The sequence below is a fragment of the Streptomyces sp. NRRL S-495 genome (assembly GCF_000966955.1).
Taxonomy (GTDB): Bacteria; Actinomycetota; Actinomycetes; order Streptomycetales; family Streptomycetaceae; genus Kitasatospora; species Kitasatospora purpeofusca.
The window spans coordinates 1-10,437 of the sequence record NZ_JZWY01000146.1 but is presented as its reverse complement, the minus strand read 5'-3'; the positions used below and the strand labels follow the sequence as shown (position 1 = coordinate 10,437).

At 73.7% G+C, this 10,437-nt stretch carries 11 protein-coding genes and 2 pseudogenes; 9 read left to right on the top strand and 4 right to left on the bottom strand.

Features of this window, described 5'->3' with window-relative positions; genetic code table 11:
• Together VR45_RS46810 and treZ are read left to right on the top strand one after the other, a co-directional pair.
• Positions 1 to 194 (top strand): hypothetical protein (locus tag VR45_RS46810; protein ID WP_045939367.1); only part of this gene is annotated, 194 nt, incomplete at its 5' end.
• Positions 191 to 1,909, top strand: coding sequence for a malto-oligosyltrehalose trehalohydrolase (gene treZ, locus VR45_RS10195; RefSeq protein WP_045939366.1), 1,719 nt, complete (start codon positions 191 to 193; stop codon positions 1,907 to 1,909). The genes VR45_RS46810 and treZ, both read left to right, overlap by 4 nt.
• Positions 1,910 to 1,976: 67 nt before the next feature.
• On the opposite strand, the gene VR45_RS10190 is transcribed toward treZ, so the two are convergent.
• Together VR45_RS10190 and VR45_RS10185 are read right to left on the bottom strand one after the other, a co-directional pair.
• Entirely contained in the window at positions 1,977 to 2,870 is an 894-nt protein-coding gene (locus VR45_RS10190) for a transketolase C-terminal domain-containing protein (RefSeq protein ID WP_045939365.1), read from the bottom strand.
• Positions 2,871 to 2,892: 22 nt separating this feature from the next.
• A pseudogene (locus VR45_RS10185) lies at positions 2,893 to 3,607 on the bottom strand (transketolase).
• A gap of 55 nt (positions 3,608 to 3,662) precedes the next feature.
• Here VR45_RS10185 and soxR point away from each other — a divergent pair.
• The 3 genes from soxR to VR45_RS10170 all read left to right on the top strand — a co-directional run bounded on the left by soxR (position 3,663) and on the right by VR45_RS10170 (position 5,591).
• Positions 3,663 to 4,172: a redox-sensitive transcriptional activator SoxR gene (soxR, locus tag VR45_RS10180; protein WP_045939364.1), complete on the top strand. Its 510-nt coding sequence runs from the start codon at positions 3,663 to 3,665 to the stop codon at positions 4,170 to 4,172.
• Positions 4,173 to 4,275: 103 nt separating this feature from the next.
• On the top strand, positions 4,276 to 4,791 hold the full coding sequence (locus VR45_RS50015; protein WP_045939363.1) for a cupredoxin domain-containing protein: 516 nt from the start codon (positions 4,276 to 4,278) through the stop codon (positions 4,789 to 4,791).
• 62 nt (positions 4,792 to 4,853) lie between these two features.
• The gene (locus VR45_RS10170; protein WP_045939362.1) at positions 4,854 to 5,591 is read left to right on the top strand and encodes an AAA family ATPase; all 738 of its coding nucleotides are present in this window, start codon (positions 4,854 to 4,856) and stop codon (positions 5,589 to 5,591) included.
• Between the two features lie 58 nt (positions 5,592 to 5,649).
• On the opposite strand, the gene VR45_RS10165 is transcribed toward VR45_RS10170, so the two are convergent.
• Positions 5,650 to 6,495: an oxidoreductase gene (locus VR45_RS10165; RefSeq protein WP_045939361.1), complete on the bottom strand. Its 846-nt coding sequence runs from the start codon at positions 6,493 to 6,495 to the stop codon at positions 5,650 to 5,652.
• A 67-nt stretch (positions 6,496 to 6,562) separates the two neighbouring features.
• Between VR45_RS10165 and VR45_RS10160 the strand changes: the two genes are divergently transcribed.
• Entirely contained in the window at positions 6,563 to 7,231 is a 669-nt protein-coding gene (locus VR45_RS10160) for a LuxR family transcriptional regulator (RefSeq protein WP_045939370.1), read from the top strand.
• Between the two features lie 60 nt (positions 7,232 to 7,291).
• On the opposite strand, the gene VR45_RS10155 is transcribed toward VR45_RS10160, so the two are convergent.
• Positions 7,292 to 7,666 (bottom strand): hypothetical protein, encoded by a 375-nt coding sequence (locus VR45_RS10155; RefSeq protein WP_159394165.1) that lies wholly within the window; start codon positions 7,664 to 7,666, stop codon positions 7,292 to 7,294.
• Positions 7,667 to 7,719: 53 nt separating this feature from the next.
• Here VR45_RS10155 and VR45_RS48490 point away from each other — a divergent pair, with 53 nt between their 5' ends.
• From VR45_RS48490 to VR45_RS10145, 3 genes and pseudogenes are all read left to right on the top strand, one after another.
• Positions 7,720 to 7,857 carry a hypothetical protein gene (locus VR45_RS48490; RefSeq protein ID WP_234325915.1) on the top strand — a complete coding sequence of 46 codons (138 nt, stop codon included), beginning with the start codon at positions 7,720 to 7,722 and terminating at the stop codon, positions 7,855 to 7,857.
• Between the two features lie 221 nt (positions 7,858 to 8,078).
• Positions 8,079 to 9,548 carry a CHAP domain-containing protein gene (locus tag VR45_RS47860; RefSeq protein ID WP_052708978.1) on the top strand — a complete coding sequence of 490 codons (1,470 nt, stop codon included), beginning with the start codon at positions 8,079 to 8,081 and terminating at the stop codon, positions 9,546 to 9,548.
• A 238-nt stretch (positions 9,549 to 9,786) separates the two neighbouring features.
• A pseudogene (locus VR45_RS10145) lies at positions 9,787 to 10,437 on the top strand (hypothetical protein); the annotation flags it as partial.

The window sequence follows — 10,437 nt, the reverse complement described above, 5'->3', positions numbered from 1 at the left end:
CCGCCGTCACCCGGCTGCCGTACCGGCTCGCCCGGACCGGCGGCTGGCACGACACCGTGCTGCACCTGCCCGAGGGGCCGGGCTGGACGGACGAACTGACGGAACGTCATTTCCCGTCGGGCCCGGTCCCGGTGGGCGAACTGCTGGCCGGCGACCGGCCGGTGGTCCTGCTGACCAGGAGGGGCACGTCATGAGGTACCAGGTCTGGGCCCCGAACGCCGCCGACCGGGTCGAGGTGGCGGTCGACGGCGCGCACCACCCGCTGGCCCGGGACCTCGTCCGCGCCGGGTGGTGGCAGGGCGACGCACCCGCCGGGGACTACGCGTTCGTCCTGGACGGCGGGCGCCCGCTGCCGGACCCGCGCTCGCCCCGGCAGCCGCACGGCCCGGACGGACCCAGCCGGGCCGTCGACCATGCCGCGTTCAACTGGTCGCAGACCGGCTGGCGCGGCCGCCCGCTGCCCGGAGCGGTGCTGTACGAGCTGCACATCGGCACCTTCACGGCCACCGGCACCTTCGAGGCGGCCGCCGAACGGCTGGACCACCTGGTCGAGTTGGGCGTCGACTTCGTCGAGCTGATGCCCGTCTGCCCGTTCCCCGGCAAGCACGGCTGGGGGTACGACGGCGTGTCGCTGTGGGCCGTGCACGAGCCCTACGGCGGCCCCGAGGGCCTCAAGCGCTTCGTCGACGCCGCCCACCGCAAGGGCCTCGGCGTCGTCCTCGACGTGGTGCACAACCACCTCGGCCCGGCCGGCAACTACCTCCCCGCCTTCGGCCCCTACTTCACCGACCGGCACCACACCCCGTGGGGCTCGGCGGTCAACCTGGACGCGCCCGGCTCCGACGAGGTGCGCGCCTATCTGATCGGCAGCGCGCTCGGCTGGCTGCGCGACTACCGGATCGACGGCCTGCGGCTGGACGCCGTGCACGCCCTGGCCGACGACCGGGCGGTGCACTTCCTGGAGGAACTCGCCACCGAGGTCGACCGGTTGGCGGTGGCGACCAACCGCCCGCTGTTCCTGGTCGCCGAGTCCGACCTGAACGACCCGCGCACCACCGCGCCCCGCGAGGCCGGCGGGCAGGGGCTCGCCGCCCAGTGGAGCGACGACTTCCACCACGCCCTGCACTGCGCCCTGACCGGCGAGTCCCAGGGCTACTACGGGGACTTCGCCGCCGCACCGCTCGCCGCCGTGGCCCGGACCCTCACCCGGGGGTACTTCCACGACGGCGGCTGGTCCTCGTTCCGCGGCCGCCACCACGGCCGCCCGTTCCCGCCCGCCCACGGCCATCGGCTGCTCGGCTACCTGCAGACCCACGACCAGGTGGGCAACCGGGCGCTCGGCGACCGGATCTCCACCAGCGTCTCCCCCGGCCGGCTCGCCTGCGGGGCCGCGCTGGTGCTCACCTCACCGTTCACCCCGATGCTGTTCATGGGCGAGGAGTGGGGCGCGGCCACGCCCTGGCAGTACTTCACCGACCACACCGACCCGAACCTCGCCGAGGCCGTCCGCCGGGGCCGGCGGCGGGAGTTCACCGAGCACGGCTGGGCGGCGGACTCGGTGCCGGACCCGCAGGAGCCGGCCACCGTACTGCGCTCGGTGCTCGACTGGACCGAGCCCCGGCGCGGGCCGCACCGGGCGCTGCTGGACTGGAGCCGGACGCTGATCCGGCTGCGGCGGGAGCACCCGGAGCTGACCGATCCCGATCTGGCCGCCGTCCGAGTCGAGTTCGACGAGGACGCCCGCTGGCTGGTGGTGCACCGGGGGCCGTACCGGGTGGCGGTGAACCTGGGGACGGCGGCGGCCGCGGTACCGGCGGCCGGCGAGGTGGTGGCCGCGTTCGGGGGGCACCACCGCTCCGGGGACCGGCTGACCCTCGATCCGGACTCGGTCGCGGTGGTCCGCCGCTGACGGTGCCCGCGTCGGCCCGACGTCGCCAGTACTTCCCGGGTCGCCAGTACTTCCCGGGTCGCCGCCGCTACTTCAGGAAGCCGTCGATCCGCTCCCGCAGCCCGTGGGCGTCCAGCCCGTAGGCGGCCAGGTGCTCGGGGATCGAGCCGTACTGCCGGTGCTCCGCCTGCGGCACCCCGAGGGCCAGCAGCCGGTGCGGCCGGTCGGCGAGCGCCTCGTGCGCCGCGTTGGCGGAGGTGCCGACCAGGTACGGCTCGACCAGCACCACGTCCGCCCGCCGCCCGGTGGCGGCCCGCAGCGCGGCGCCGTCGAAGGGCCGGACGGTGGCCGCGTACAGCACGGTGACGTCCAGGTTGGCGGTGGCGGCGAGGACGGCGTCCAGCATCGGGCCGACCGCGACCACCGTGCCCCGGCCGCCCTCGCGGACCACCGTGAACCGGCCCGGCTCGACCTTCACCGCCCGCTCGTTCTGGTGCGCGGACAGCCGGACGTACACCTTGCGGTCGCCGTCGGCCACCGCGTGCCGCAGCAGCCGCTCCGCCTCGTCCGGGTGGCCGGGCACGTGCACCGTCCAGTCGGCCAGGGTGTCCAGCAGGGCGACGTCGCCCGGCGCCATGTGGGTGCGGCCGCCGGCCGGCCAGTCGTAGGAGCCGGCCGCGCTCACCAGCACCGCGCCGACACCCTGGTGGTTGAGGTCCAGCTTGACCTGCTCGAACGGCCGCTCGATCAGGAAGCTGGCGAAGGTGTGGGCGATCGGCCGCATCCCGGTGAGCGCCAGTCCGGCGGCGGCGCCGATCAGCAGCTGTTCGCGGATGCCGACGTTGACCAGCCGGTCCGGGTGCCGCTCGGCGGCCTGCTGGAAGCCCGCGGCGCTGATGTCCGCGAGGACGAGGGCGAGCCGGGGGTCCTCGTCCAGCAGGCCGGAAGTGACCTCGATGAAACGGTCGCGCATGGTGTCCATGGATGTTCGGGCCCTTTCCGGCTCAGGAGTTCTTCGGTTCGACGCGGGCGACCACGACCCGCGGCCGGCCCGGGTGCCCGGCGGTGTACGCCGCGTGCAGGGCCTCGTGGTCACGCCCGTCCACGGTCTCCGTCGACCAGCCCTCGGCGGCGAATCGCGCCGCGATGCCGCCGCGCCAGCCGTGCGTGGCGGAGGAGTTGTCGATCACCAGGGCGTGCAGCCGGTCCAGGCCGTAGGCCCCGGCGAAGGCCACCGCCTCGTGGTTGGAGCCCTCGTCGAACTCCGCGTCGCCGAGCAGCACCCAGACCGCCGGGTCGTGCAGCCCTTGGGCGCGCAGGCCGAGCGCGGTGCCGACCCCGATCGGCAGCCCGTGCCCCAGCGAGCCCGAGCTGATCTACACTGATCTCCACCCCGGGGACCAGCAGCCGGTCCGGGTGGTGGCCGAGCGGCGAGTCGTACGCGCCGAAGCTGGGCAGCACCTCCGGGTCGAGGAAGCCCTTGGCCGCCAGCACCGCGTAGTACGCCATCGGGCCGTGGCCCTTGGAGAGCAGGAAGCGGTCCCGGTCCTGGGCCTGCGCCGTCTCCGGGGTGACCCGCAGGACCCGGTCGTAGAGCACCCACAGGGCGTCCAGGGTGGAGGTCGCGGCCGGGCCGTGCTTCTCGTCGCCGGTCATCAGCGCCATCAGGCCCGGCAGGTCGCCGAAACCGGAGGTAGTGGTTCGGGTGCGGTTCGTCATGCCTCCGATGCTGCAACCTGAAGTCGGCTTCAAGTCAAGCGCTACAGTGTCCCCCATGATCGCCAACCGGCCGAGCCGCCACGACCTGCTCACCATCGGCCAGCTCTCCGAGCGGAGCGGCCTCGCGACCTCCGCGCTGCGCTACTACGAGCGACTGGGCCTGATCCACGCCACCCGCACCACCGGCAACCAGCGCCGCTACACCCGGGGCACCCTGCGCCGGATCGCCTTCGTCCGCGCCGCCCAACGGGTCGGACTCTCCCTGGACGAGGCCAAGGTCGCCCTCGACCGCCTCCCCGAGCACCGCGCCCCCAGCGGCACCGAGTGGGACGGGGTCGCGCAGTCCTGGCAGAGCCGGATCGACGAGCAGATCGCCGAGCTGGAGCGGCTCAAGGCCAAGCTCACCGGCTGCATCGGCTGCGGCTGCCTCTCGCTCACCCGCTGCGGCCTCTACAACGCCGCCGACCGCGCGGGCGCGACCGGGCCCGGCGCCCGCTACCTGCTCACCCGCGACCCGGCCACCGGCCCCGAGCCCGCGCCGACGGACGGGCCGGACAGCGTCTGACCCGGCGGACGCACCGCGGCGTGCGCGGCGCGCCCGCCGGGCCGCCGGGTTCGCGCGCTCTAGCGTGGGCGGGTCGCCGCAGGTAACGAGGCTGGAGCCGCTGATGAACCACCGTTCTTCCCGTCCGTTCCGTTCCGTCCGTCCCTTCCGGACCGCCCTCGTGGGCCTGGCGGTGGGCGGGGTGCTGCTCGGGGCCGCCGGCTGTTCGAGCGGCGGGGGCGGTTCCTCGTCCTCCTCGTCGGCTTCGGCATCGGCTTCGGTCCCCTCGTCCGCCGCTCCCTCCTCGGCCACTTCCTCGGCCGCCAGCTCCGCCGCCTCCACCGCCGCTTCCTCCGCCGCCGCTTCCTCCGCTCCGGCCGGGGCGGTGACCGTGACGATCAAGGACTTCAAGTTCGGCCCCGCCACCCTCACCGTGGCTCCGGGCACCAAGATCACCGTCACCAACCAGGACTCCGCCGGCCACACCCTCACCGCCATCGCCCCCAACGCCGGGGCGTTCGACACCGGCCTGCTGGAACAGGGCAAGTCGGCGACGATCACCGCCCCCACCGCCCCCGGCTCGTACCCGTTCCACTGCGACGTCCACCCGAACATGACGGGCACCCTCGTCGTCCAGTGACCGTTCGTGTCGGACCCACCGCCTAGCCTCGGGACGGAAGCACCCGCAGGAAAGGCCCGCCCATGATCGTCGACCGCATACGCGTCCATCCGCAGCTCGTCCACGCGGACGACCGCGACGAATGGCCGTGGACGGTGCCCTGCGTGGGCGCGCTGCTCGGGGCGGGGGTGGCGCTGCCGGCCCCGGTGACCTTTCTGGTCGGCGAGAACGGCAGCGGCAAGTCGACCCTGGTCGAGGCGGTGGCGGAGGCGTTCGGGCTGGACTCCTACGGCGGGCGCGGCGGCTCCCGCTACGCCTCGCCGCGCGCGAAGAGCGTTCTCGGCGAGCGCCTCCACCTCGACTACTCGCCGCGCGGGCTCGCCATAGCCTCGGGCCCGCGTGCCAAGCGGCGCGGCTTCTTCCTCCGGGCCGAGACGGCGATGGGGATGATGGAGGAGAAGCAGGGCTGGCCCGGCTACTGGGAGGAACGGACCGACCTGATGAGCCACGGCGAGGGGTTCCTCACCGTGTTCGAGTCGATGTTCCAGGGGCCCGGGCTGTACGTACTGGACGAGCCGGAGGCGGCGCTGTCGTTCACCTCCAGCCTGCGTCTGGTCGCCCTGCTCGCCGAACTCGGCCGCGGCGGCGCCCAGGTGATCTGCGCGACCCACTCCCCGATCCTGGCCTCCGTACCGGGTGCGGCGGTCCTGGAGGTCGGCGAGCACGGGATCCGGCCGACCCGGTGGCAGGACCTCGCGATCGTCGACCACTGGCGCCGCTACCTGGAACGGCCGGAGGCCTACCTCCGGCACCTGCTCTGAGCCTCCCGCCGCAGAACGTTCGCGCAGCCGCCGCCGGGGACGCGCCCCGCACACCCGCTCAGGCGCGCAGCTCCGCCAGGTCCTCCGCACCGAGCACGAGACCGCCCGCCGCGAGGTTCTCCTCCAGGTGGTCGAGCGACCCGGTACCCGGAATCGCCAGCACCGACGGCGAGGCCGCCAGCAGCGCGCCGAGCGCCACCTGCGAGGTGGTCGCGCCCACCCGGGCGGCGACCCGGCCGAGCCGTTCGAGGTCGAGCGGGACCAGGCCCCCGCCGAGCGGGAAGTACGGCACGTACGCGATACCCGCCGCCTCGCAGTCGGCCAGCAGCCCCGCACCGTTCTCGAACGAGTTGTTCTGCACCGCCGCGACGGGCGCGACCGCCCGCGCCTCGGCGAGCTGGGCGGCGTCGACGTTGCTCACGCCCAGGTGCCGGATCAGCCCCTCCTCGCGGAGCTCGGCGAGCACCGCGAACCGCTCCGCGATCGACTCGGCGCCCGGCCCGGTCAGCCCGCCCACCCGCAGGTAGACCAGGTCCAGCCGGTCCAGCCCGAGGGCCCGCAGGTCCGCCTCCACCAGGCCGCGCAGCTGACCCGGCCCCGCCTGCCCGCTCGGCACACCGTCCGGACCGGGCAGCGGACCGACCTTGGTCGCGATCACCAGGTCGTCCCGGTACGGGGTCAGCGCCCTGCGGATCAGTTCGTTCGCGCGCACCGCTCCGCGGTTGTAGAAGCCGGCCGTGTCGATGTGGTTCACCCCGAGCTCGACGGCGCGCCGGAGCACCGCGATGCCGGTCGCCGGATCCCGCGGCGGGCCGTCGAAGGTGCCGGCCGCGAGGCGCATCGCGCCGAAGCCGAGCCGGTTGACAGGGAGGTCGCCGCCGAGGGGGAAGGTTGTGGTCGTCATGCGTCCCATGCTGTCCGCCGCCGCGAACCCCGGCGAGACCGTGGCCAGTTGCTGCCAGACTGGACGGATGAGCCATGAGCAGGTGTTCTCGGTCCACGGCGACGCGGAACTGACCGCGCGCGCCGGCCATCTCTTCGAGTCCGCGCAGACCGAGTTCCTGTGCGCGGCCAGGGACCTCCGCACCTGGTCCCGACCGGAGGCGAGGGCCGCGGTCCAGGCCCGGATGCGGGACGCCGCCGCGCCCGGCTTCACCACCCGCAAGCTCCTCAGCCCGGTCGCCCTCGCCGACGAGGAGGCCCGCGTCCACCTGCGGCTGGTGCAGGGCGCGGGCGCCCTCGTCCGGATCAGCGGCTCACCGCTGCCGCACGAGACCATCCTCATCGACCGGCGGGTGATGATCCTGGCGGGCCGGGAGAACCCCGCCGGCCGCGAGTACACCGTGACCACGTCGCAGGCCCTGATCGACGGCGTGCACGCGCTCTTCCAGGCCGCCTGGGACAGTGCCGTCGACCTCGACGCCTACCTGTCCGGCGACGCCCCGCACCTCGACGCGGACGGCCGCACGATCCTCCGCTCCCTTGCCTCCGGGCTCACCGACGAGGTGGCGGCCCGGCGGCTCGGCGTCTCGCTGCGCACCTACCGGCGGCGGGTGGCCGAACTGATGGCACGGCTCGAAGCCGGCTCCCGCTTCCAGGCCGGCCTGCGCGCGGGCGAGTTGGGGCTGCGCCGGGCGTAGTCGCCGACGTACGGCCCGGCTGCGGGAGGGGTCGGGGAGGAGAACGGACAGGCCCGAGCCTCAGAAGCGTGGGCGGCCGTAGTCGCAGCGAACGGAGTGAGGCCGTGGGTGGCGGCGGGCGGCGCGGGGGGCTTCGACGCGCATCTGCTGGGCGGCGAGGTCGGCCTGCTGGCGGGCCAGCAGGATTTCCATGCCGAGGTCGGGGGAGACGGCGCACAGCTCACCGCGGCGTTCGGCGGAGGGGCGCAGCAGGGCGAGTTCGCCGAGTCGGTCGAGGGCGGTCCTGACCTGGCGTTCGTCCTGGTCCAGGCGCTGTGCGAGTGCGGTGATGCCGTCGCCGGGGTGAGCGAGCATCACGCGGTGGACGGCCTCGGCGCCGGTGTCCAAGCCCAGTGCGGTGAGCACTTGTCCCCCCGGGATGATTCGTACACGCATCCGGAGAGTCATGGCACCTCGTGGTCCTCGCGCGGTCGGGCGGAAGTGTTGCGGTGGCGCTGGTACCGGCGCCCGCCGGGTGGCGGGTGCAGCGCGGGCGGGTACCTCTGGTCGCCGCCTTCTACGAGCGGCTGCTGATCGCTCCCCGCTCTGCTGGCCGGATCGGGCCGGGGACGTTTTCGTCCACCTGAGAGCCCTTCCACCCGCCCTGAGCTGCGGCGAAGCTAGTGATCGCCGCCAGGGAGCACCGCTTCGGGGCGGCGGACCGGACGAAGCGTCACCGCGCCCGCACTCCGGCGCCCCGCGTCTCGTCCCCGGCACCTTGCACGCCTTCTCCACCGGGGCGGTCGACCGCCCCGACGCATCACGACCGCCTTCCACCGCCGCTCGTCTGTCGACAGGAGTACCCGCCGTGTCCGCTTTCACCGCCCGCCGCAGCGCCGCCCTTGCCCTCGCCACCGCGATCGTGCCGGTCAGCCTGGCCTTCGGTGCCTCGTCGGCCCACGCCAGCGTGGGCTCGAACATCACGGGCATCGCCCTGGCCAACAACTACAAGACGGCCTGCGCGACCAACAGCGGTGGCACCACCGGCTTCTACTCCAGCTGCACCGGCAACGGCGGCCAGCCCGAGAACTGGTGCGCGGACTTCGCCAAGTGGGTGTGGGCGCAGGCCGGGGTCAACGTCTCGGGCCTGACCCCGGCGGCCGCCAGCTTCGCCCAGTACAACGGCGGCCTGCACAGCACCCCGCACGTCGGCGACGCGGTCGTGTTCAACTACAACGGCGCGGGCTACGCCGACCACGTCGCGATCGTCGCGGAGGTCAGCGGCGGCCAGATCAAGACGATCGGCGGCAACGAGGGCGGCCAGCGCGGCAACTTCGCCGCGACGTCGCGGGTGCGGCTCGACGGGCCGTACAACTCGGCGCTCGGCTACAGCTCCTACATGGGCCAGCGGATCAGCGGCTACGTCTCCCCGATCGGCGGCACGGACAACACCCCGGCCCCCACCCCGGCCCCCGCCCCGGTGGCCAAGGACGTCACCAACCTGTTCGCGCTCGGCTCGGGCGGGACCGTCTTCAACGCCGGTGGCGACTTCGCGTCCGGCGCGTGGAGCGCGTTCCAGCAGGTGCCCGGCAACAGCGGCATCAAGCAGGTCTCCGCCGTGCAGATCGGCTCCGTCGTCCACCTGTTCGTCATCGGCTCGGACGGCACCGTGTACACCGCCGACGGCGACACGGCGACCGGTTCGTGGAGCGCCTTCCAGGCGGTACAGGGCAACAGCGGGATCAAGCAGATCACCGCCACCGCCGTCGGAAGCACCGTCCACCTGTTCGCGATCGGCTCCGACGACACCGTGTACACCGCCGACGGCAACTACGCGACCGGCTCCTGGAGCGCCTTCCAGCCCCTCCAGGGCAACAGCGGCATCAAGAAGATCACGGCGACCGCCGTCGGAAGCACCGTCCACCTGTTCGCCGTCGGCTCCGACGACCGGATCTACACCGCCGACGGCGACTACGCGGCCGGCACATGGAGCACCTTCCAGTTGCTGCAGGGCAACAGCGGCATCCAGGAGATCACCGCCGTCACCACCGGCACCACGGTGCGCGTGTTCGCCACCGGCTCCAACGGGACCGTCAACGCCGCCGACGGCAACTACGCGGCCGGCACGTGGAGCACCTTCCAGCCGCTGCCCGGCAACAGCGGCATCAAGAAGATCACCGCCAACGCCGTCGGCAACACCGTCCACCTGTACGCCGTCGGCTCCGACGACCGGATCTACAACGCGAACGCCAACTACGCGAACGGCTCCTGGAGCGCCTTCCAGCCCCTCCAGGGCAACAGCGGCATCCAGGAGATCACCGCCACCTCGGGGCTCTGATCCTCGGAGGCGTCCCGCATCCGCGGCCGGCCGGCCCCGGATGCGCGCCCTCCTCGGCCCGGCCCCGGGGATCCACCCCGCGGGGCCGGGCCACCGCCCGGCCCGTAGCCGTCGTCCGGCCGTCGCCCGCCGGGGTGTGTCCGACCTCCGCTCACCGCACACCCCACCCTTCCCCGCCCGCACGCCCGTGTTCCGCGCCTCGTACCCGGTCCCGAGACCCAGGAAGAACCGCATCCTCATGAGCAAGCAGTTCCGCAAGCTCCTGCCCGCCGCTGCCGCCGTCGCCGCACTGCTGTCGCCCCTCGCGGTCACGGCCACCTCCGCCCACGCCGCACTCCAGCCCGACCGTTCCTGCGGAACCGTCACCGACGCGGACTCCGCGGCCGCCGCGAGCCTCAACACCGTACTCACCGGCAAACTCGCCCACGCGATGACCGCGTACCGGTTCTCCTGCGCCCGGGCCATCGTCGCCGCCACCCGCGCCCACGACCTGCCCGACCAGGCCGCCGTCATCGCCGTCACCACCGCGATCGTCGAGTCCGAGCTGCGCAACAACCCGAACGTCCTCGACGCGACCAGCGTCGGGCTCTTCCAGCAGCAGAAGTGGTGGGGCAGCACCGAGGAACGCCTGAACCCGGCGTACTCCACCAACGCCTTCCTGGACGGGATGCTGCGGGCCTACCCCAACGGCAGCTGGAAGACCCAGCCGGTGGGCGTCGTCTGCCAGAAGGTCCAGGTCTCCGCCTTCCCCAGCGCCTACCAGCCCCAGGCCGCCGACGCCCAGCGCATCGTCGCCGCGATGACGGCCGCACCCGCCCCCACCCCCGCACCCGCCTCCAAGGCGCGTGTCAGCACGGTCGGTTCGGACGGCGCGCTCTACGCCACCGAC

Excerpts from the sequence above, each read along its gene's own strand:
- VR45_RS50015 (WP_045939363.1), top strand. The coding sequence starts at position 4,276 with ATGAACCACCGTTCTTCCCGTCCGTTCCGTTCCGTCCGTCCCTTCCGG.
- VR45_RS10190 (WP_045939365.1), bottom strand. The coding sequence starts at position 2,870 with ATGGACACCATGCGCGACCGTTTCATCGAGGTCACTTCCGGCCTGCTG.
- soxR (WP_045939364.1), top strand. The coding sequence starts at position 3,663 with ATGATCGCCAACCGGCCGAGCCGCCACGACCTGCTCACCATCGGCCAG.
- treZ (WP_045939366.1), top strand. The coding sequence starts at position 191 with ATGAGGTACCAGGTCTGGGCCCCGAACGCCGCCGACCGGGTCGAGGTG.
- VR45_RS10170 (WP_045939362.1), top strand. The coding sequence starts at position 4,854 with ATGATCGTCGACCGCATACGCGTCCATCCGCAGCTCGTCCACGCGGAC.
- VR45_RS10160 (WP_045939370.1), top strand. The coding sequence starts at position 6,563 with ATGAGCCATGAGCAGGTGTTCTCGGTCCACGGCGACGCGGAACTGACC.
- VR45_RS10165 (WP_045939361.1), bottom strand. The coding sequence starts at position 6,495 with ATGACGACCACAACCTTCCCCCTCGGCGGCGACCTCCCTGTCAACCGG.
- VR45_RS10155 (WP_159394165.1), bottom strand. The coding sequence starts at position 7,666 with ATGCGTGTACGAATCATCCCGGGGGGACAAGTGCTCACCGCACTGGGC.